This is a genomic window from Mycoplana sp. 10N416 (assembly GCF_056394765.1).
On the sequence record NZ_JBFTIM010000011.1, the window covers coordinates 56,844 to 78,328 of the forward strand.

The following is a 21,485-nucleotide window of genomic DNA, read 5'->3' on the forward strand; positions in this document are numbered from 1 at the left end:
CGGCAGCACTTCGGTCCAGTTTATGAGCCGCATCAGTTGATCCAGCCGACGCAGAACCGGGAATTGCGCTTGGCGCCAGAGGTCCGAAAGAGACAACTTTACCGGTTTCCTTGAACCCGCCCTTAACCGACCCGTGCTATTGCGGGGTCCCAACCCGCTGCGGATGGGCATGCGCGCCATGAGGGCGAGCAGCATTATCGCGTATACGTTTCGTGGAACTCGGATGAACCTGGATTTCCAAACGCTTTATCTCATCATACTGCTCAACTCGCTCGTCCTGTGCGTTACTTGGTCAGGTTTCGTGTGGACGCATCGCAATATCAGTGGCGCCGGCTACTGGTTCGCAGGATGCCTGTCGACAACGATGGGCGGCATTCTGTTCGCCATCGAGCCGACAACCTACGGCCACCTGTCCATTGTCGCGGCCAACAGCTTCACGGTTTTCGGCTTCTGCCTGGCATGGGCCGGCATCAGGCGCTTTCGAGGCCAGCTCGTCGACTGGCGTTCCATCCTGGTCATCGTCCTGGCCGGTGCCGGGGTCCTGGCTGCGGTTGGCGGCAATCGACCCGCCATCAATGTGGTCATTGCGGCAATCCAGCTCATTCCCATGGTCTTAGCCACCATCGCTCTGGCGGCCTTTCGCCGGCCAAGCCTGGGAACGATCGCCGCGACTTCCGGCTTTGTTGTCGCCTTGATGGGTCAAGGCACCGAGATGGTGCTCAACGTCCTGCGACTGACCGGAAGCCTGTCGACAGAGGCGTACTATGAAGTTGCGGCATTGTTGCTGGTTGCTGCCATCTTCGGCGCAACCATCTGGAACCTCGGTTTTGTGCTGATGGCCGTCGATCGCTTGGCGTCCGATCTCAACAGGCTCGCTTCTTTTGACGAACTTACGGAGCTACCCAATCGGCGCAACTTCATGGAGACCGCCCACTGTATGAGAGCCGATGCGGAGCGTGTTGGTGCCGGGTACGGTGTGATGATGATCGACATTGACCGATTCAAGACCATCAACGACACCTATGGCCACGCGGCAGGCGATGCGTGCTTGCAGCATTTTTCCACGATCGCTGGCCAGTTCGTGAGGCCCGACCGGTTTTTGGGGCGTCTGGCGGGTGACGAGTTCGGAATTGCCCTTGTCGTCAGAGATCCCGTTGCCGCGCGGTCATTCGCCGAACAGTTTGCACGGACTGTCGCCGCAAGCCGGTTCCGTTGGCAAGGTGAAATCATCCAGATTTCCATCAGTGTCGGCGTTGCACTCAGGTCGGCTGGCAACGGCGACATGCTCAAAGATATCATCGAAGAGGCGGACGTGGCACTTTACGAAACCAAGCGCCGCGGACGCAATGGCTTCACCATGGCCCCCGGGGCCACTGCCCGGAAAGGGTCATGGACCGCACCAGTTCCGGTGACTGCCAAGGCAGCCCGACGGGCATGATGCATGACAGCCGGAAGCAGCGGTGACATGTGCGTATTTTGTGGTGCACCCTTCAACAATGCATGCAACAAAGGATTCATCTAAGGCGATCATGAACCGCGATCAGGAACGCTCGACGGTCGACGGAACTGGAAGAAGGACAAAGCAGACGACATGACACGCAGCATCAGATCGCTCTCGTTCGTCGCCTCGCAGGCGCCGGAGGCGCAGGAGGCGATGGCCGAACTGGTGGCGCGATACGGCAATGCCAGGCCGGACGAGGCAGACGTGGTCGTGGCGCTCGGCGGCGACGGCTTCATGCTGCAGACGCTGCACGCCATGATGAATTCCGGCAAGCTGATCTACGGCATGAACCGAGGTTCGATCGGCTTCCTGATGAACCGCTACAGCATCGACGCACTGCCGGAGCGGGTGGCAAAGGCCGAGGAAAATATCTGCCGTCCGCTGGAGATGCAAACGATCGACGCCGCCGGCAACAGGCGCGAGGCGCTCGCGATCAACGAGGTCTACCTGTTCCGCCAATCCTACCAGGCGGCCAAGTTGCGCGTCGCCGTCGACGGCCGCACCCGGCTGGAAGAACTGATCTGCGACGGCTTGCTGCTGGCGACACCGGCCGGCTCGACCGCCTACAATCTCTCCGCGCACGGGCCGATCCTGCCGCTGGAGGCCCCGCTGCTGGCACTCACCCCCGTCAGCCCCTTCCGCCCGCGGCGCTGGCGCGGCGCGCTGCTGCCGAACCACGTCACCGTGGAGATCGACATTCTCGAACCGGAAAAGCGGCCGGTAAACGCGGTGGCCGACTATACCGAGGTCAAGTCGGTGTCGAAGGTCACCATCACCGAATCGGAGAACTCGACGGCGATCATCCTCTCCGATCCGGACCACTCCTGGTCGGAACGGATCCTGTCGGAACAGTTTCAATATTGAACTGGGGCCGCCACCGCGTCAGCCGCCCATCAAGGCTCTGATTTTCCGGCAATCACGCAATCACCGGAGAGTGCTTCCGCTCGATGCAGTGGCCACAGACAGAAAAGGCCCCCGCAGGGGCCCTCTCCATTCATCTTCACCGGATCAGGCGAGATCCTCGACCGCCGCATCCGCGCCGCCATTGACGCGGTGGGCGAGCGCCGCCTCCATGAACTCGTTCAGATCGCCGTTCAACACGTCGTCCGGGGCCGTGCTTTCGACACCGGTGCGCAGGTCCTTGACCAACTGGTAGGGCTGCAGAACATAGGAGCGGATCTGGTGCCCCCAGCCGATGTCGGTCTTGGAGGAGGCCTCCGCATTCGCCGCTTCCTCACGCTTCTTCAGCTCCGCCTCATAGAGGCGGGCGCGCAGCATGTCCCAGGCCTTGGCGCGGTTCTTGTGCTGCGAGCGCTCCTGCTGGCAGGCGACGACGATGCCGGTCGGAATGTGCGTGATGCGCACCGCCGAGTCGGTCGTGTTGACGTGCTGGCCGCCGGCGCCCGATGAGCGGTAGGTGTCAATCCGGCAATCGCTCTCGCTGACCTCGATGTTGATCGAATCGTCGACCACGGGATAGACCCAGATCGAGGAGAACGACGTGTGGCGGCGGGCGTTGCTGTCATAGGGCGAGATCCGCACCAGCCGGTGCACGCCCGATTCGGTCTTCATCCAACCGTAGGCGTTATGGCCCTTGACGAGGATCGTCGCCGACTTGATGCCGGCTTCTTCGCCGTCGTGGATTTCCAGCAGTTCGACCTTGAAGCCCTGGCGCTCGGCCCAGCGGGTGTACATGCGCAACAGCATGTTCGCCCAGTCCTGGCTCTCGGTGCCGCCGGCACCGGAGTGCACCTCGACATAGGTGTCGTTGCCGTCCGCCTCGCCCGACAGCATCGCCTCGACCTGACGGCGGTTGGCCTCCGTGCGCAGTTCCTTCAGCGCGTTCTCGGCATCCTTGACGATGTCGGCGTCGCCCTCTTCCTCACCGAGTTCGATAAGGTCGATATTGTCCCTCAACTGCTGCTCGAGCGCGCGAAGGCCGTTAATGCCGTCATCAAGCTGCTGGCGTTCGCGCATCAGCTTCTGCGCCTCGCCGGCGTCGTTCCAGAGGGTCGGGTCCTCTGCCTTGTTGTTCAACCAGTCCAGTCGTCTTATCGCCTGGTCCCAGTCAAAGATGCCTCCTCAGCAGGCTTATGGCCTGCTTGATTTCGTCGACTACGTTTTCGATTTCCGCGCGCATGTCCGCCTTCTTCGATTGTTTGTGAATTGGCTGGTGAGATAGTCATAAGGGGCGCAGAAGTAAAGGCGAGCGTCCGAGAACGCCCGCCCTTTTTACCCCGCCCGGACCGTTGGCTAGAACAGCCCGCTTTGCCCACCAGTGACGGCCTGATTGGCCTGCGGCGAATTCTTCAGGATTTCCTCCGGCTCCATGTATTCCTCGCCGCCGATGACGGAGAAGACGTCGGCCGGACCCGTGCCGGGCTTGAACGCCTCCATGATCGTGTCCGGCTCGCCCTCGTAGGCCTGCATGCCGGTCTTGCGGTTCACCGCGATCATCTGCATGCCTTCAGGGATCAGGAACTTGCTCGGCGGCGTTCCTTCCGTGGCCGCCTGCATGAAGGTGTTGAACAGCGGCGACGACAATGAGCCGCCGGTTGAGCCGCGCCCCATCGGGGCCGGGTTGTCGAAGCCGAGATAGAGCCCGGTGACCAAGTCCGGCGTGTAGCCGACGAACCAGGCGTCCTTCTCGTCATTTGTGGTACCGGTCTTGCCTGCCACGGGGCGATCGAGCTTGATTTTGCCCGCCGCCGTGCCGCGCGTGACCACGCCCTCCATCATCGAGGTGATCTGATAGGCGGTCATCGGATCGAGCACCTGCTCACGATTGTCGATCACATTCGGCTCGTCCTGGTTTTCCCAATTGTTTGCATTGCAACCTTCGCAGGTCCGCTCCTCGTGGGTGTAGATCGTCTTGCCGTAGCGGTCCTGGATGCGATCTACCAGCGACGGCTTGATCTGCTTGCCGCCGTTGGCAAAAACGGCATAGCCCGCCACCATGCGAAGCACGGTGGTCTCGCCCGATCCGAGCGAGGCGGCGAGGACCGGATACATCTTGTCATAGACGCCGAAGCGCTCGGCGTATTCGGCGACGATGTCCATGCCCATGTCCTGGGCAAGGCGCACCGTCATCAGGTTGCGCGACTTCTCGATGCCGAGGCGCAGCGTCGACGGACCGGCCGCACCGCCGCCGTAGTTCTGCGGACGCCAGACCTGGCCGCCGGCGACGATCTCGAGCGGCGCATCCATGATCACCGATGCCGGCGTGTAGCCATTGTCGAGGGCTGCGGCATAGACGAAGGGCTTGAAGGAAGACCCCGGCTGGCGCATCGCCTGGGTCGCGCGGTTGAACTCGGACTGCGCATAGGAAAAACCGCCGACCATCGCCAGCACGCGCCCGGTATGCGGATCCATCGCCACCAGGCCACCCTGAACCCGTGGCGGCTGGCGGAGACGATACGTGCCCTGCACCTCGGTGGGCTCGACATAGACGACGTCGCCGGGAGAGAAAACGCCTTCCGGCGACTTGGCCGACTTGCGGTCGCCTTTGGACGACCGGTACGCCCACTTCATCTGTTCGGCGGAAATGCGGCCGGTCACGCGTTCCTCCGCCACCTTGCCGGAGGGCTCCTTGCGCGGCTGCAGGCCGATGTCGGCACCTTTGCCGTCGGTCGCAAGGACCACCGCCAGCTTCCATTCCGGCACATCGCTGAGGGCGTTGACCTTGCTGAGCTCGACACCCCAGTCGCCGCCGATCTCGATCGTCTTGATCGGCCCGTGGAAACCGCGGCGCTCGTCATAGCTGATCAGACCGTCCTGCAGGGTCTTGCGGGCGATCACCTGGAGGCGCGGATCAAGTGAGGTGCGCACCGACAGGCCACCTTCGTAGAGCGCGTTGTCGCCGTAGCGCTCGATGATCTGCCGGCGCACCTCTTCGGCGAAATAGTCCGAGGCGAAGAGATAGGAGCCGCGGTTGCGCGGCGTGACGCCAAGCGGCTGCTTCTTGGCTTCGTCGCCCTCGCTCTTGGTGACGTAACCGTTCTCGACCATGCGGTCGATCACCCAGTTGCGGCGCTCGATGGCTGCGTCGGCCCGGCGGAACGGATGATAGTTGTTCGGTCCCTTCGGCAGGGCTGCCAGGTAGGCCGTCTCGGCGATCGTCAACTCCGTGACGGACTTGTCGAAATAGGTCAGCGCCGCGCCGGCGATGCCATAGGAGTTCATCCCGAAGAAGATCTCATTGAGATAGAGCTCGAGGATACGGTCCTTCGTGTAGGCCTGCTCGATGCGGAACGAAAGGATCGCTTCCTTGACCTTGCGGTCGATCGTCTGGTCCGACGAGAGCAGGAAGTTCTTGGCGACCTGCTGGGTGATGGTCGAGGCGCCGACCGGCCGGCGACCGGACCCCATCTGCTGCACGTTGACGACGATCGCCCGGAACAGGCCGGTCACGTCCACGCCGGGGTGGTTGTAGAAATTCTTGTCCTCGGCCGAAAGGAAAGCCGCCTTCACCCGGTCCGGGATCGCCTGGATCGGCAGATAGAGCCGGCGCTCGCGCGCGTACTCCGCCATCAGCGCGCCGTTGGCGGCGTGCACGCGCGTCGTCACCGGCGGGGCATAGCTGTTCAATACCTCGTAGTCAGGCAGATCTTTCGTGACGTTTGCGAGATAGACCGCGACGATCGCGGCCACACCGAGAAAGAACACGGTGCCAATCCCGAAAAAATATCCAATCAATCTGAACATGTGCCAGTTACCGGTACCCTATTATCTCATCGGCTGGGACAAAAGCGGCGCGCCACGCCAGGCACGTATGCAATTCGGGGGCCGCCCCGTCCCGAAGGCGACCTGAAAATTCGCCCATCGAGTCGCCTCACGTTGCACCCGACTAGGGCCGTGAATGTGAGGAAAATAGGGCTTAATACAAACGCTACCGGAAGACCACGGCACAATTGCATGTGCTGTTACTTTTTCGGCACATCAATTAGGGTAACACGACGTTTTGCCCTCGCGCGGGAAAACGGAGCTCCAAGCACCGCCTCGGCAGATCAACCGCCGTTGGCGACCACGGTCGAGCGATAGCGCTGTACGGCCTGGGCCAGCAGTTCGGCAACCTTCTTCTGCCAGGCCGGATCGAGCAGAAGTTGCTCGTCCTCCTTGTTCGAAAGAAACCCCAGTTCGAGAAGAACAGACGGCACGTCAGGCGCCTTCAGCACCCGGAACCCGGCATGGCGATGGGGATTATTGATGAGGTTGACCTTCCCCTCGAACGAGCCGACCACCTCCTTGGCGAGGCTGATGGAGAAGGCCTGCGTCTCCCGGCGCGTCAGATCGATAAGAATGTCGGCGACCTCCGCCGGCTCACCTTCCAGCGTCATGCCTGCGATCTCGTCGGAGAGGTTCTCCCGCACGGCAAGATTGGCCGCGAGGCTGTCGGAGGCCTTGTCCGATATCGTATACACCGTCGCGCCGCGAATGTCCTTCTGGCGCAGCGTGTCAGCGTGCACGGAGATGAGCAGGTTGGCGCCGCGATTGCGGGCCAACTGCACCCGCTGCGGCAGGGACAGGAACTCGTCCTTTTCGCGCGTCAGGAAGGCCTGCGTCGAAGGCAGCTTGTTTAGTTCAGCCGTCAATTCCTGGGCGAAGGCGAGCGTCAGCACCTTTTCATTCGTGCCGGTGACCGCTCCCTGCGCACCGTTGTCGATGCCGCCGTGTCCCGCATCGACGGCGACCACGAACGACCCGCTGCCGCCTGCGGCGGCACCCGGCAAAAGCTGGTCGCTGTCGGACGCCGCCGGGATCGCGGTAGCATCCTTCCACGTCTGGCCGGCCAATAGTTCCGAGAATGCGGCCGTGGTCACCACCTCCGCATCGACGATCAGGCGGTAGCTGACGCCCCCCTCCTCCTCGCGGACGTCGGAAACGACGACCTTGACCGGATCCCTGGCCGTCAGCACGATCCGCGATCGCCCGGCCGCCATGGCGCCGTAGCGAATGTCGGTAAACACCCCGCGGGCAGCGACATCCTCTTTCTGGAGCGAGAACACGGTTTCCGGCAGGTCGAGCAGGATGCGGTAGGGATTGGCGACGTAGTGCACCGAAACATCCGGCCGCCGGTCGAAGTCTATGACGAGGCGCGTGCGGGTATCGTCTCCGGCAACACGGCCGGAAAATGCGAGCAGCGGAGCATCCGCCACGGGGATTGATGCCGTCGTCACGACCGGCTCGGCAGCGAGCGCCGTTCTGGAAAACCCCGCGAAGGCTGCAGCGATCAGAAGGGCCGCGACCGCGCCCCGGCGCAACGCCTTACCAGCCAACCGCCTCACCTGGCCCGCTCGAAGCACCGCAACCGTCAAACTCCTGCTCTCCTCCAACTGACCGGATATTCCAAGGCGCGTTCAACGCCGATTCGGCAGTTCATGCCAATCCGAACCGGACAAAAGCTGAGCGTCCAAGATGCCGCCGGCATGGTTAACGAGACCTTATCGTTCCCGACCCCATCCCCGAACGGCCGGCCTCCATCCCGCGCGATTGGATCATAATTGTGACGGTCCCGGCTTTTTCCTTGCCATTGTGACATATTGAACATAAAAGCAATTTCAGGAAAGAAGTACAGACGGGATAGGAGCCGCAGACGGGCAGCCAACCATCTGGAATTGGCGCCGCATTTGGCCTCCATCCGCCGTCGCAATGCTTGTTTCCGGGCAAATGGAATCGCGTACTCCGGCGGTGGCCGGACCAAACTCAGGGTGGATTTCCACCACGACCCCTTCGGGTCTTTTCATCGGGCCATATTGGTCTAGAGCATTGGCATTCTCGTTTGGACGTAGATGTTGTCGCTGCGGTATTCGTCAGAAGTAAACAGGCACCGGTACAGTCTAGTACCGGCTGTTGTCTGGCCGCGGCCCGCTCACCGTAGTCAGACGAGAAATCACATATTCGGCACAGCAGGATCCCCCCTCTCCGGCCCACCGTCCCTGAAGGACCGGTCGCCAGGCGGGTTCCGCTCGCGCCGAGGAGCAGAATTTTCATGGCAGACAAAATGCTTATCGATGCGTCTCACGCAGAGGAGACGCGCGTCGTTGTCGTACGCGGCAACCGCATAGAAGAGTTCGATTTCGAATCGCAGCACAAGAAGCAGATCCGCGGGAATATCTACCTGGCAAAGGTGACCCGGGTCGAACCTTCGTTGCAGGCGGCCTTCGTCGACTACGGCGGCAACCGGCACGGCTTCCTCGCCTTCGCCGAAATCCACCCCGACTACTACCAGATCCCGCTTGCCGACCGCCAGGCACTCCTGCGCGCCGAAGCGGAGGAAGCACGCCGTGACGAGGACATCGAGCACGTCGAAACCGCCCCGGTAGCAAAAGCGACGGAAGTTGCCGACGTGGCCGTCCCGGTCGCGGCGATCGCCGAGGCTGAGGCCGAGACTGTCGAAGTTGCAGCCGACACAGCCGCCGGTGATGCCGAGCCTGCTGTCGCTGCGGCCGACGCCGCCGAGTCCGGCGTCGAGGCGGAAGCGATTGCGGTTGAAGCCGAAGTGGAAGCCAAGCCGAAGGCACGCAAGCCCCGCAAGCCGCGCGCAAAGAAAGTTGCAGCGTCAGAGGAAACCGCAACCACCGAAGAGACCACCGCCGCCGAAGACAGCGAAGGCAAGACTCCGTCCGGTGACATGGCTGCCGCCGTCGATACCGACGAGATCTCCGAAGAAGTGCGCAAGCGCCCCAATGACGACGATGATGACGACGACGATCATCACGACGAGAAGGAAGAGATCGAATCGGTCGGCGCCGAGGACGCGATGGAGGAGGTTCCCGATCGCATCGTCCGCAAGCCGCGCAAGCAGTACCGCATCCAGGAAGTCATCAAGCGCCGGCAGATCCTGCTGGTGCAGGTCGCCAAGGAAGAGCGCGGCAACAAGGGCGCGGCCCTGACCACCTATCTTTCGCTTGCCGGACGCTATTCGGTTCTCATGCCGAACACTGCCCGCGGCGGCGGCATTTCCCGCAAGATCACCAACCCACAGGACCGCAAGCGCCTGAAGGAGATCGCCCGCGATCTCGAAGTGCCGCAGGGCATGGGCGTCATCCTGCGCACCGCCGGCGCCAACCGCACCAAGGTCGAAGTCAAGCGCGATTTCGAATACCTGATGCGCCTGTGGGAGAATGTTCGCACGCTGACGCTGAACTCCACCGCCCCCTGCCTCGTCTATGAGGAAGGCAGCCTGATCAAGCGCTCGATCCGCGATCTCTACAACAAGGACATCGGCGAGATCATCGTGGCCGGCGAGGAAGGCTACAAGGAAGCCAAGAGCTTCATGAAGATGCTGATGCCGAGCCACGCCAAGGTGGTTCAGCCCTACCGCGACATCCATCCGATCTTCTCGCGCTCGGGCATCGAAGCCCAGCTCGACCGCATGCTGCAGCCGCAGGTGACGCTGAAGTCGGGCGGCTACATCATCATCAACCAGACCGAAGCGCTCGTTTCGATCGACGTCAACTCCGGCCGCTCGACGCGCGAGCACTCGATCGAGGAGACGGCGCTGCAGACGAACCTCGAGGCATCCGAGGAAGTGGCGCGCCAGCTGCGGCTGCGCGACCTTGCCGGCCTCGTCGTCATCGACTTCATCGACATGGAGGAGAAGCGCAACAACCGCGCCGTCGAGAAGAGGCTGAAGGACTGCCTCAAGAACGATCGCGCCCGCATCCAGGTCGGCCGTATCTCGCATTTCGGCCTCTTGGAAATGTCGCGCCAGCGCATCCGCGCCTCCGTGCTCGAGAGCACGATGCAGACCTGCCCGCACTGCAACGGCACCGGCCATGTCCGTTCGCAGTCTTCGGTCGCCCTGCACGTCCTGCGCGGCGTCGAGGAATACCTGCTCAAGAACACCACGCACAACATCACCGTGCGGTCGACGCCGGACATTGCCCTCTATCTGCTGAATCAGAAGCGCGGCACGATCAACGACTACGAGACCCGGTTCGGCGTGCACATCGTCATCGATGCGGATGCCCATGTCGGCGCCCAGCATTTTGCGATCGATCGCGGCGAGCCGGTGGAAAACCCCGTCAAGATCGAGCAGTTCGTTCCCTTCGCACCGGAGCCGGACGAGGACGACGATATCATCATCGAGGATGATCTCGTCGAGGAAGAAGCCGAAGCCGTCGCCGCTTCGCCGGCGCCTGCCGCATCGTCCGATGAAGCGGGCCGCAAGCGCAAGCGTCGCCGCCGTCGCCGCGGTCGCGGTGGACGCGAGGAAGCCGAGGGCAGCGATACCGCCGCGTTCGGCGGCGAACAGGCCGGTGATGAGGACGAGGTCGAAGGCGACGCCAACGGCGAGGACGAGGGCGACGTTGCCGAGGCCGGCGCTGAAGCACTGAGCACGGCCGAGAGCGAGCAGAAGCGCAAGCGTCGTCGGCGCGGCAAGCGCGGCGGCCGCCGCAACCGCGACGAAGCCGAAACGTCCGCGTCTGGCGAGGCATCAGACGAGGAGTCGGATGAAGTCGAGACCTCGGACATCGCAGCTCTGGAAAATGCGGATGCCGCGGCGGAAGATGCCGTAGAGGGCCAGCCGGCGCCGACCGAAGTGGAAGTCGTTGCCGAGGTTCAGCCTGAGCCGGCCCCCAAGGCACGTCGGACCCGCAAGGCTAAGACGAAGGTCGAACCTGCAGCCGAACCGGCAGAGGCCGTTGCCGATGTCGCAGCTCAAGTTGAGGTCGAAGCGCAACCTGCGGAGGAAACCGCCGCCGAGCCCGCCGTTGAGGAAGCCGCGGCAGCGCTCGACGAGGCCAAGTCGGCACGTGCGAACCGCGACCTTTCGGCCATCGCCACGCCGCCGGTCGTGACGTCGTCGACGTCGCAGGAAAAGGGCGATGACGAACCGGAGAAGCCCAAGAAGGGCGGCTGGTGGCAGCGCCGCGGCTTCTTCTGAGAAGCGCACCAGAACCAATTAGAAAAGACCCGGCCCAGTGCCGGGTCTTTTGCTTTTGAAGAGTTTGGGCTGGCCGGCTGACAGGCATTTCCGGACCGGGCTTGCCGCTTCAGGGCATAACCGGACCGGGGTCTCCCCCTACTTCAGCCAGGTGGCGATACGGTCGGTGGCTTCGACCATCTGCTCGTGCGCCCCGGCAAATGAGAAGCGCATGGTGCGGTGGCCGCCGATCGGATCGAAGTCGTGCCCCGGCGTCGCCGCGACGTTGATCTCGTTCAACATCCGGCGGGCGAACGCCATGCTGTCGTTGGTGAAGCGCCCCACGTCGACATAGGCGTAGAACGCGCCGTCCATCGGCGAGGCGATCGAAAAACCAAGTTCCGGCAGGCGAGTTGCCAGCAAATCGCGGTTGCGACGGTAGCCTTCGCGATGAAGGTCGAGCTCGTCGCTGGCACCGAGTGCAGCCAAAGCGGCCAGCTGCGAGATTTCCGGTGCGGAGATATAGAGGCTTTGCGTCAGGCGCTCGATCGGTCGCACGACGGCTTCCGGCAACACCATCCAGCCGATCCTCCAGCCGGTCATGCAGTAGTACTTGGAAAACGAGTTGATGACGACAGCGTCATCGGTGAGCTCGAGCGCACTCGTCTCCTCACCCGAAAATGTCAGCCCGTGGTAGATCTCGTCGGAAATGAAAGCGATGTCGTTGGCGGAGCAGTAATCGGCGAGCGTCGTCAGGTGGGCGCGGTTCGTGACGGTCCCGGTCGGGTTTGCCGGGCTGGCAAGCAAGATGCCCGAGAGCTTGCCAAATACAGACTGCGCCGCCTCAAGGCTTTCGGGCGTCATGGTGAAATCGTTTTCGGCACTTACCTCGATCTCGATCGTCTCGATGCCGAGCGCGGCGAGAATGTTGCGATAGGCGGGATAGCCAGGGCGCGCGATCGCCACCCGGTCGCCTGGATCGAAAAGCGTCAGGAAGGCCAGGTTGAACGCCGCCGACGAGCCGGTCGTCACGGCGATGCGGGACGCGTCGATCTTGACGCCATGGCGCGTTCGATAGTGTGCGGCGATGCCCTGACGCAGCGCATCGAGACCGAGGGCCTCCGTGTATCCGATGCGGCCATCGGCAAGTGCGGCCCGTGCGGCCTCGAGTGCGGCGCGCGGCGCCGGATGGGCCGGCTGGCCAACGGCCATGGAGATCACCGGATGCCCGGCGGCCCGCCGCCGTGTTGCCTCCGCGAGCACGTCCATCGCGTGAAAGGGTTCGACTGCGCTGCGCCTGGATATCTTCATCGCCGGGTGCTTCCTTGCCTTACTTGAGATTTCTTCGCCCCGGCCTTCCCCTTGCCGGAAGAAACGCCTGTTCACAATCCCGGGAGGCCCGAATTTCGGCCACTTTTGCTGTTTCGTTTGCCTCCACCTCGCCCTAAGGTCGTTATGAATGCACCGCAAGGACCGACACCGTCGCGGGCGATGAAGTTTGGCCGCGCCCGATGTGAATGCGGCCTTCGCAATGTAACGAGGACAGCATGTTTCGCACCACCAAATCGCTTGCCGCAGCGCTCGCTCTCGCCTGCACCGTGTCGATCCCCCTGCCGGCCTTGGCACTCGACGCCAAGCAGAAGGAAGAGATCGGCGCCTACATCAAGGAGTACCTGCTCGCCAATCCGGAAATCCTGATGGACATGCAGGAAGCACTGCAACAGAAGCAGATGCTGGCGCAGCAGCAGCAGGCTGAATCGGCGATTGCCGAAAACCAGAAGGCGATCTTCAACGCCAAGTACGACATCTCGCTCGGCAATCCCGATGGCGACGTCACCATTGTCGAATTCTTCGACTATAATTGCGGCTACTGCAAGCGCGCGCTCTCCGACATGGACGCGATGCTCGAAGCCGACAAGAACGTGCGCTTCGTGCTGAAGGAATTGCCGATCCTTGGTCCGGATTCACTCGCGGCCCACAAGGTGAGCGCGGCCTTCCGCGACCTCGCACCCGAAAAATACGGTGACTTCCACCGTGCGCTTCTGGGCGCCGAAAGCCGTGCCACCGAGGAGAGCGCGATCGAAGTCGCCGTCAAGCTCGGCGTCAGCGAAGCCGACATCCGCAAGGCCATGGCAGAAAAGCCGCATGACGATGCCGTGCGCGATGCCTATACGCTTGCGCAGAGCCTCGGCATCACCGGCACGCCCTCCTACGTGATATCGAACGAGGCCGTCTTCGGCGCCGTCGGCGTTGACGAACTCCGCGACAAGATTGCCAATGTCCGCTCCTGCGGCAAGACGGCCTGCTGAGGGGCCTGCCGCGGACCGTTCGAAGATTGCGCGTGATCCGGTTGTCACAAACAACGTTGGGGTCCGCGCCGATCCGCCATCTTTCCGCCATCCCGGTGCTGTTCAGCCTTGATGGTTGTGGACAAGACCGGCGCAATTCCTTTGGGCTTTCCCTGAAAGAACCGCCGGTCTATACGTAACCCACGATCCAGCAAGCGGAAATCCGAATGGCGTCAACAATCTTCGTCCTGAACGGCCCGAACCTGAATGCGCTCGGCAAGCGCGAGCCCGGCATTTATGGCGGGCATACGCTGGCCGACATCGAGGTGCTGTGCCGCGCGGAGGGCGAGAAGCTCGGTTTCGCCATCGATTTTCGCCAAACGAACCACGAGGGCACGCTCGTCGACTGGATCCACGAGGCAGGCGAGACGGCCGCGGGCATCGCGATCAATGCGGGAGCGTACACGCATACCTCCATCGCGTTGCACGACGCCATCCGCGCCATCCGTATCCCCGTCGTGGAACTGCATCTGTCCAACGTGCACGCCCGCGAGGAATTCCGCCACAAGTCCATGATCGCGCCGGCGGTCAAGGGCGTCATCTGCGGCTTCGGCGAGCAAAGCTACATCCTGGCGCTGAACGCGCTGAAATCCATCACGAAATAAAGAAAAAAAGAGGCTAAATCCAATGGCTGACAAGAAACAGGGCATCGATCAGGCACTGATCCGCGATCTCGCCAACATCCTCAACGAGACGGACCTCACCGAGATCGAAGTCGAGCAGGACGAACTGCGCATCCGCGTCTCGCGCGCCGGCACGCCCCAATACGTCTCGGCCCCTGTTCCAACCGCCCAGTTTGCACCTCCGGCGGCAGTCGCAACGGCCGCTCCGGCCGCCGCTCCCGCTGCCCGAGACAACAAGAATGCCGTCACCGCGCCGATGGTCGGCACCGCATACCTTGCTCCGGCACCGGGCTCCCGTCCCTTCGTTGAAGTCGGTTCAACGGTTCAGGAGGGCCAGACGATCCTCATCATCGAAGCCATGAAGACGATGAACCAGATTTCGGCGCCGCGCTCCGGCAAGGTCACTGAAATCCTTGTCGCCGACGCCGCACCGGTCGAATATGGCGAACCCCTGATCGTCATCGAGTAAGGCCAGAGCGATGATTTCCAAAGTCCTCATAGCCAATCGCGGCGAGATCGCGCTTCGCGTTCTGCGCGCCTGCAAGGAACTCGGCATCGCCACGGTCGCCGTGCATTCGACAGCGGATGCCGACGCCATGCACGTGCGTCTCGCCGACGAGAGCGTCTGCATCGGCCCGCCGCCGTCGCGCGACAGCTACCTCAACATCCACCAGATCGTCGCAGCCTGCGAGATCACCGGTGCGGACGCCGTTCACCCGGGCTACGGCTTCCTTTCGGAGAATGCCAAGTTCGCGGAAATCCTAGACGCGCACGGGATCACCTTCATCGGCCCGACCGCCGAGCACATCCGCCAGATGGGCGACAAGATCACCGCCAAGCAGACGGCGCAGGAGCTCGGCATTCCCGTCGTTCCCGGTTCCGAGGGCGAAGTGAAGCCGGAAAACGCACTGGAGATCGCCCGCAAGATCGGCTTCCCGGTCCTGATCAAGGCGACTGCAGGCGGCGGTGGCCGTGGCATGAAAGTCGCCCGAACCGAGGACGATCTGGAAGTCGCCGTCGCCACCGCGCGCACCGAAGCGGCTGCCGCATTCGGCAACGACGCCGTCTACATGGAAAAGTTCCTCGGCCATCCTCGCCACATCGAGGTGCAGATCGTCGGCGACGGCGCTGGCAACGCCATCCATCTCGGCGAACGCGACTGCTCGCTGCAGCGTCGCCACCAGAAGGTCTGGGAAGAGGCCAACTCCCCTGCCCTGAACGTCGAGCAGCGCATGAAGATCGGCCAGATCTGCGCCGACGCCATGAAGAAGATGAAGTATCGCGGCGCCGGCACGATCGAGTTCCTCTACGAGGACGGCGAGTTCTATTTCATCGAGATGAACACGCGTCTGCAGGTGGAGCACCCGATCACCGAGGCGATCACTGGCATCGACCTGGTGCATGAGCAGATCCGCGTCGCCTCCGGCGCCGGGCTTTCCGTCACCCAGGACCAGATCGAGTTCTCGGGCCACGCCATCGAGTGCCGGATCAACGCCGAGGACCCGCGCACATTCGTCCCCTCGCCGGGCACGATCACGCACTTCCACGCGCCCGGCGGGCTGGGTGTGCGCGTCGATTCGGGCGCCTATCAGGGCTATCGCATCCCGCCCTACTATGACAGCCTGATCGGCAAGCTGATCGTCCACGGCCGCACCCGCGTCGAATGCATGATGCGTCTACGCCGCGTCCTCGACGAATTCGTCATTGACGGCATCAAGACGACGCTACCATTGTTTCAGGAACTGATCGCCAATCAGGACATCGCCAACGGCGACTACGACATCCATTGGCTGGAAAACTATCTGGCCAAGACTGCGGGCTGAGGCACGAAGATGGCAGGGCGACGCGGTAGGTCCCCGGAAGTTACACCGGAACTCTTGCTGCGCGCCTATTCCATCGGGCTGTTCCCGATGGCCGATTCGGCCGACGACCCGGAACTGTTCTGGGTCGAACCGGACATACGCGGCGTGATCCCGCTCGACCGGTTCCACATCTCGCACAGCCTGGCGAAGAAGATTCGAAAAGCTCCCTACGAGATCCGTATCGACACCGCGTTCGAGGCCGTGATGACGTGCTGCGCGGAGGCGGCGCCCGACCGCCCCTCCACCTGGATCAACAGCAAGATCAGGTCGCTCTACGCAACCCTGCATCAGATGGGTCATGCCCATAGCGTCGAGGCATGGGAAGACGGCCAACTCGTCGGCGGTCTCTACGGTGTCTCGCTGGGGGCGGCATTCTTCGGAGAAAGCATGTTCTCCCGGCGCAGCGACGCCTCAAAGATCTGCCTTGTCTATCTTGTCGATCGGCTGAAGCAGAGAGGCTTCCGGCTCCTGGACACCCAGTTCACGACCGAACACCTGAAAACCTTCGGCGCGATCGATGTCCCCAAGGCCGATTACGAAAGCATGCTGGCCAAGGCGTTGGCCTCGCCAAACCTGACCTTCTGAATTCTACTGAAATCGTTGATCGGCATATCTCGCGAAAGCGGGACGGGTTTTGCGACTTGGCGCGCGGAAGCGATTCTGAATAGACGCGACGCGCTCAATTGCCGTCGGTCGACGCTGGCGGCGGAACGTCGGATTTCGCCTTGCACTCCGTGAGCCAGACGTCGAAGACCGGATGCTCAACGGCATTCAGGCCCGGACTTTCAGCGAACATCCAGCCGGTGAAGATGCGGCGGATCTTTCGGTCGAGTGTAATCTCGTTCACCTCGACGAACGAGTCCACCTTCTGCGCCTCGGTGTCGTCGCGGTTGTAGCAGACGCGCGGCGTGACCTGCAGCGCGCCGAACTGCACCGTTTCACCGACATAGACATCGAACGAGGTGATGCGGCCGGTGATCTTGTCGAGCCCGGAAAACACCGCGACGGGATTGGAGATGCGGGCAGCTTCCGCCGGCGCGCCAGCGGACAAGACCGTCATCGCGACCGCGGCAATTGCCGCAGCAGCCCGCGAAACGATCCTGAGCGTGCCGGCCGATGCCATCCCTGTGTCTCCTGCGAATTCCAGTCGCCGGCTTGTGCCGGCACGGTATGCGCTAACCGTCAAATGTGGCGAAAGCGTATCAGTTACCCGGCGTCCAGGCGTCGTAGTCGCCGGTGACCCGCGGACGTTCACCCGGGACGACGAGCGAACCAGGCGGGCGATAGGCCTGGGAGGTGCCGGTCGAATTGGCGCGGTGGTTCTTCTGCCAGTCGCGGGGCTCGTAGTTCTCGTCGGCCGGAGAAACATCCGTGCGGTGGTGCATCCAACCGTGCCAGCCCGGCGGAATGGCCGAGGCATCGGCGTAGCCGTTGTAGATGACCCAGCGGCGCGTCCGGCCTTCGGAATCCTTGCCACCCTGGTAGTAGACGTTGCCGAACTGGTCTTCGCCGACCTTCTTGCCGTTGCGCCAGGTATGGAAGCGCGTGCCGATGGTCTGCCCGTTCCACCAGGTGAAGATCTGCTTGAGAAGGTTCATGATTGCCGTCCTTGGACGGACCTGCCGCCTGCAGGCCCGCTGTCGAAATGATCAATCGCTTATGGCGCGACAAGCCTTGAATGTCCAGCGATTCCCGCCGTTTCCAGCCGGTTTTGCCGCGACAGTTCGCTCCTGCGGCAAAGCCGGGAGTCTCTAGCCGAGCATCTTTTCGTAGATCAACGCAGCGATCCCGGAATGACCGCCGCCGCAATTGGCGGTCTCCCCGACCTTCACAAATCCATGCGCCTCGTAGAAGCCGATCGCCCTGGCATTCTGCGGATCCACCTCGAGCCGCATGACCTTCGCGTCGGGAAAGCAGGTCTCGAGCTCGGCGAACATGTCCTGGCCGATCCCCTGCCCCTGATGCTGCGGCAGGACATAGAGCTGATGCAGGATCGCGACCTTTGGCTCGGTCTTCGACATGGCGGCATAGCCCATTCCGCCGAGTGCCTTGCCGTCGTCGGCGACGACGAATTCGGCATCGCGGCGCGCAAGCTGCACCTTCAAGACCTCGACCGAATGCCACTTGGCCGTGATCTCCTTGACCCGCTCGGCACCGTAGAGCGTGTCATAGGTCGCGTGCCACGCCTCCCCCAGGAGCGCGCTGACCTTGGCCAGATCGCGCTCGGAGGCAGTGCGGACGAAGAACACGGTTATTCCTCGATGCCGAGCTTGGCCTTCACGAGCGCCTGCACGGCCTGCGGGTTGGCCTTGCCGCCAGTCGCCTTCATCACCTGGCCAACGAACCAACCGGCCAGCGAAGGCTTGGCCTTGACCTTCTCGACCTGATCCGGATTGGCGGCGATGATCTCATCGACGGCCTTCTCGATCGCGCCGGTGTCGGTCACCTGCTTCATGCCGCGGCTTTCGACGATCTCCGCCGGTACGCCACCCTCGTTCCAGACAATCTCGAACAGGTCCTTGGCAAGCTTGCCGGAGATCGTGCCGTCCTTGATGAGGTCGATGATGCCGCCGAGCTGACCGGGGGAAACCGGTGTGTTTTCAATGCCTTTGCCGGCCTTGTTCAACGCACCCAGGAGGTCGTTGATGACCCAGTTGGCAGCGAGTTTGCCATCGCGGCCGGCAGCCACCGCCTCGAAATAGTCGGCGATCGCCTTTTCCGAGACGAGCACCGAGGCATCGTAGACGGACAGGCCGAGCTCGCGCACGAAGCGCTCCTTCTTGTCGTCCGGAAGTTCCGGCAGATGCACTCGCAAATCCTCGACATAGGCGTCGTCGAACTCGAGCGGCAGCAGGTCCGGATCGGGGAAATAGCGATAATCGTGCGCGTCCTCCTTGGAGCGCATCGAGCGGGTCTCGCCCTTGTTCGGGTCGAACAGGCGGGTCTCCTGGTCGATCACACCGCCGTCCTCGAGAATGCCGATCTGGCGGCGGGCCTCGTATTCGATCGCCTGGCCGACGAAGCGGATCGAGTTGACGTTCTTGATCTCGCAGCGCGTGCCGAAGCCCTCGCCGGGGCGGCGCACCGACACGTTGACGTCGGCGCGCATCGAGCCCTCGTCCATGTTGCCGTCGCAGGTGCCGAGATAGCGCAGGATCGTGCGCAGCTTGGTGACATAGGCCTTCGCCTCATCCGAAGAGCGCAGGTCGGGCTTGGAGACGATCTCCATGAGCGCCACGCCCGAGCGGTTCAGGTCGACATAGGACATGGTGGCATGCTGGTCGTGCATCGATTTGCCGGCATCCTGCTCAAGATGCAGCCGCTCGATTCCAATCTCGACGTCCTCAAACTGGCCCTGCCGGTCGGGACCGACGGAAATGACGATCTTGCCTTCGCCGACGATCGGATCCTTGTACTGCGAAATCTGGTAGCCCTGCGGCAGGTCCGGATAGAAATAGTTCTTCCGGTCGAAGATCGAACGATTGTTGATCTTCGCCTTCAGGCCAAGGCCGGTACGGATCGCCTGCTTGACGCATTCCTCGTTGATGACCGGCAGCATGCCGGGCATGGCCGCGTCGACGAGCGAAACGTTGGCGTTTGGCGCCTTGCCGAACTCGGTCGAGGCGCCGGAGAAAAGCTTCGAATTGCTGGTGACCTGGGCGTGCACCTCCAGGCCGATGATAACTTCCCAATCGCCGGTGGCGCCGGGAATGTAGCGTTTCGGTTCGGAGGTACGGACGTCGACAATGGTCATGGTGAGCTCTTTGGAAGTCGCTTCAGGTGCCTGATTTTCACTTGTGTCGGTAGACCATATGGGCTGGCGGCGCAAGGCTTTGCCGGTTCGACGGAGTCGGCCAGCACCGCAATCCGGATAGCCGCACGTTAACCCGGCTCGGATAGGCTCGGTGCATGACCGTCCTGCTGAGCCTCGCCGTCCTGCTGTTCGTCAACTTGACGACATTCCTCGTCTTCTGGTGGGACAAGGCGGCGGCCCGCGCCGGCAGGTGGCGCATTCAGGAAAGCACGCTTCTCGGCCTGGCTCTTGCCGGCGGAAGTCTGGGAGCGATCCTCGCCCAGAGGCTTTTACGGCACAAAACACGCAAAGAGCCGTTCCGGTCCCTGCTGAACCTCATCATCGGTGGCCAGCTTGCCTTGGCCATCGCCTGGATTTCGGCACCGAACTGGTTGCCCCAACTGGTTGCGCAGATGCCTTGACGGGCACGCGCCGGCTTCATAGGCTCCGGCCGGAATAGTGGAGCCTTTATGTTCTCTTCGTCTGAGTCCCACTGAGGGCCCTGCCCGCAACTCTCTTGCGCGCATGGGCCGGAAAAAACGTTTCAGCCCGCCCGACCTCGTCTGGCGGATCGTTTTTTCGCGTTCTTCGAGGACGCCTCTCGGACTTCAACAACTATGGACATTTCCCGCGCCGAACAGCGCATTCTCCATCTGCTCGCCCAGGGCGGCAGGATCGAACTCGAACGGGACGACACCCGGACCATCATCAACGTCTATTGCATCACGCGGGACGGCTGGCGCACCGGCGGCCTGAACATGGAGTTGTTTCGTAAACTCAAGCGGCGCAAATGCATCGCATCAAGCGACGGAAAACCCTACCGCATCACCCAGCGCGGACTGGTCCTGGTGCGTTCGCAACTGGACAACCGGTGAGAGGACGTGCGCGGCTTCGGCCGCGCGCGTCAGCGCGCCGTACGCGATGACAGGGACAGGGAACATTTTTGGGTTTTCCCGGCGATCGGGCCGATCAGAAGCCGCCGGGCCCGTAGCCTATGGGCTGGTTGTCGACCAGTTGCCGCCGCAGCCCGACCGATTCCACATCCCGGTCGAGCTTTGGCGAATAGGTCACGGACAGCCAGTTGACCGCGTATCCCTGCTTCCGGAAAAAGGCGAGCGCCGGCGCATTGCGGGCATGGGTCTGCAGGTCCGCCGCCTCGAATCCGGAGCGGCGCATCTCGTCTTCGAGCGTCGCCAGGAGTGCAGTGCCTAGGCCCTGCCGCTGTGCGGCTGGATCGACCCAGAGATCGGTGATCTCCTCGTCCATCTTCTCACGCGCCGCCCATCCGGCGATGGCACCGCGCTCCGCAACGATCACGGTCACCCATTTCGCGGCGAGGAACTGCAGGAAGGCCTCGCGTGCATTGTCTCTGAGTGCATTGAGGTCGGCAACGCCGGTCGCCGCCTGCTCCCAGGCGCGCAGGCCGATCTCAGCAAGTGCTGGAACATCGTCCGTGGTCGCGTATCGGATGGTAATCATGATGCCGGTGC

The 21,485-nt window shown here is 62.7% G+C and carries 19 protein-coding genes; 10 read left to right on the forward strand and 9 right to left on the reverse strand.

The window, feature by feature from the left end; all coding sequences use genetic code 11:
* Window positions 1–223 precede the first annotated feature (223 nt).
* Window positions 224–1,438, forward strand: a complete 1,215-nt coding sequence (locus AC1DDS_RS21010; RefSeq protein WP_477480622.1) for a GGDEF domain-containing protein — start codon at window positions 224–226, stop codon at window positions 1,436–1,438.
* Window positions 1,439–1,591: 153 nt separating this feature from the next.
* Complete coding sequence (locus AC1DDS_RS21015; protein ID WP_477480623.1) at window positions 1,592–2,365, forward strand: NAD kinase; 774 nt, start codon at window positions 1,592–1,594, stop codon at window positions 2,363–2,365.
* A gap of 144 nt (window positions 2,366–2,509) precedes the next feature.
* On the opposite strand, the gene prfB is transcribed toward AC1DDS_RS21015, so the two are convergent.
* The 3 genes from prfB to AC1DDS_RS21030 form a co-directional block, all read right to left on the reverse strand.
* Window positions 2,510–3,641 (reverse strand): peptide chain release factor 2 gene (gene prfB, locus AC1DDS_RS21020; protein ID WP_477480624.1). Its coding sequence is split into 2 segments (ribosomal slippage): window positions 2,510–3,571 and window positions 3,573–3,641, totalling 1,131 coding nucleotides; the frame shifts between segments, so codons are not numbered across the junction.
* A gap of 113 nt (window positions 3,642–3,754) precedes the next feature.
* A complete protein-coding gene (locus AC1DDS_RS21025; RefSeq protein WP_477480625.1) occupies window positions 3,755–6,205 on the reverse strand; it encodes a penicillin-binding protein 1A in 2,451 nt (816 codons plus the stop codon).
* 302 nt (window positions 6,206–6,507) lie between these two features.
* The gene (locus AC1DDS_RS21030; protein WP_477480680.1) at window positions 6,508–7,761 is read right to left on the reverse strand and encodes an N-acetylmuramoyl-L-alanine amidase; all 1,254 of its coding nucleotides are present in this window, start codon (window positions 7,759–7,761) and stop codon (window positions 6,508–6,510) included.
* A 728-nt stretch (window positions 7,762–8,489) separates the two neighbouring features.
* On the opposite strand from AC1DDS_RS21030, the gene AC1DDS_RS21035 reads away from it, so the two are divergent.
* Window positions 8,490–11,390: an Rne/Rng family ribonuclease gene (locus AC1DDS_RS21035; protein WP_477480626.1), complete on the forward strand. Its 2,901-nt coding sequence runs from the start codon at window positions 8,490–8,492 to the stop codon at window positions 11,388–11,390.
* A gap of 138 nt (window positions 11,391–11,528) precedes the next feature.
* On the opposite strand, the gene AC1DDS_RS21040 is transcribed toward AC1DDS_RS21035, so the two are convergent.
* On the reverse strand, window positions 11,529–12,680 hold the full coding sequence (locus AC1DDS_RS21040) for a pyridoxal phosphate-dependent aminotransferase (RefSeq protein ID WP_477480627.1): 1,152 nt from the start codon (window positions 12,678–12,680) through the stop codon (window positions 11,529–11,531).
* Window positions 12,681–12,916: 236 nt separating this feature from the next.
* Between AC1DDS_RS21040 and AC1DDS_RS21045 the strand changes: the two genes are divergently transcribed.
* From AC1DDS_RS21045 to aat, 5 genes are all read left to right on the forward strand, one after another.
* Complete coding sequence (locus AC1DDS_RS21045; protein WP_477480628.1) at window positions 12,917–13,678, forward strand: DsbA family protein; 762 nt, start codon at window positions 12,917–12,919, stop codon at window positions 13,676–13,678.
* Window positions 13,679–13,884: 206 nt separating this feature from the next.
* Window positions 13,885–14,322: a type II 3-dehydroquinate dehydratase gene (gene aroQ / locus AC1DDS_RS21050; RefSeq protein WP_310422185.1), complete on the forward strand. Its 438-nt coding sequence runs from the start codon at window positions 13,885–13,887 to the stop codon at window positions 14,320–14,322.
* A 22-nt stretch (window positions 14,323–14,344) separates the two neighbouring features.
* Window positions 14,345–14,809 carry an acetyl-CoA carboxylase biotin carboxyl carrier protein gene (gene accB / locus AC1DDS_RS21055; protein ID WP_477480629.1) on the forward strand — a complete coding sequence of 155 codons (465 nt, stop codon included), beginning with the start codon at window positions 14,345–14,347 and terminating at the stop codon, window positions 14,807–14,809.
* Between the two features lie 10 nt (window positions 14,810–14,819).
* Entirely contained in the window at window positions 14,820–16,163 is a 1,344-nt protein-coding gene (gene accC, locus AC1DDS_RS21060) for an acetyl-CoA carboxylase biotin carboxylase subunit (RefSeq protein WP_477480630.1), read from the forward strand.
* A gap of 9 nt (window positions 16,164–16,172) precedes the next feature.
* Entirely contained in the window at window positions 16,173–16,787 is a 615-nt protein-coding gene (aat, locus tag AC1DDS_RS21065) for a leucyl/phenylalanyl-tRNA--protein transferase (RefSeq protein WP_477480631.1), read from the forward strand.
* Window positions 16,788–16,881: 94 nt separating this feature from the next.
* On the opposite strand, the gene AC1DDS_RS21070 is transcribed toward aat, so the two are convergent.
* The 4 genes from AC1DDS_RS21070 to gatB all read right to left on the reverse strand — a co-directional run bounded on the left by AC1DDS_RS21070 (window position 16,882) and on the right by gatB (window position 19,956).
* The gene (locus tag AC1DDS_RS21070; RefSeq protein ID WP_477480632.1) at window positions 16,882–17,325 is read right to left on the reverse strand and encodes a DUF2155 domain-containing protein; all 444 of its coding nucleotides are present in this window, start codon (window positions 17,323–17,325) and stop codon (window positions 16,882–16,884) included.
* Between the two features lie 79 nt (window positions 17,326–17,404).
* The gene (locus tag AC1DDS_RS21075; RefSeq protein WP_477480633.1) at window positions 17,405–17,800 is read right to left on the reverse strand and encodes an NADH:ubiquinone oxidoreductase subunit NDUFA12; all 396 of its coding nucleotides are present in this window, start codon (window positions 17,798–17,800) and stop codon (window positions 17,405–17,407) included.
* Between the two features lie 153 nt (window positions 17,801–17,953).
* Window positions 17,954–18,451 carry an N-acetyltransferase family protein gene (locus tag AC1DDS_RS21080; RefSeq protein WP_477480634.1) on the reverse strand — a complete coding sequence of 166 codons (498 nt, stop codon included), beginning with the start codon at window positions 18,449–18,451 and terminating at the stop codon, window positions 17,954–17,956.
* A 2-nt stretch (window positions 18,452–18,453) separates the two neighbouring features.
* Window positions 18,454–19,956, reverse strand: coding sequence for an Asp-tRNA(Asn)/Glu-tRNA(Gln) amidotransferase subunit GatB (gene gatB / locus AC1DDS_RS21085; RefSeq protein WP_310422207.1), 1,503 nt, complete (start codon window positions 19,954–19,956; stop codon window positions 18,454–18,456).
* A gap of 155 nt (window positions 19,957–20,111) precedes the next feature.
* Between gatB and AC1DDS_RS21090 the strand changes: the two genes are divergently transcribed.
* Window positions 20,112–20,417 (forward strand): DUF1294 domain-containing protein, encoded by a 306-nt coding sequence (locus AC1DDS_RS21090; protein WP_477480635.1) that lies wholly within the window; start codon window positions 20,112–20,114, stop codon window positions 20,415–20,417.
* A gap of 195 nt (window positions 20,418–20,612) precedes the next feature.
* Window positions 20,613–20,870 carry a YjhX family toxin gene (locus AC1DDS_RS21095; protein WP_477480636.1) on the forward strand — a complete coding sequence of 86 codons (258 nt, stop codon included), beginning with the start codon at window positions 20,613–20,615 and terminating at the stop codon, window positions 20,868–20,870.
* A 94-nt stretch (window positions 20,871–20,964) separates the two neighbouring features.
* Here AC1DDS_RS21095 and AC1DDS_RS21100 read toward each other — a convergent pair whose 3' ends face one another.
* Window positions 20,965–21,474: an N-acetyltransferase family protein gene (locus tag AC1DDS_RS21100; RefSeq protein WP_477480637.1), complete on the reverse strand. Its 510-nt coding sequence runs from the start codon at window positions 21,472–21,474 to the stop codon at window positions 20,965–20,967.
* Between the last annotated feature and the right edge of the window lie 11 nt (window positions 21,475–21,485).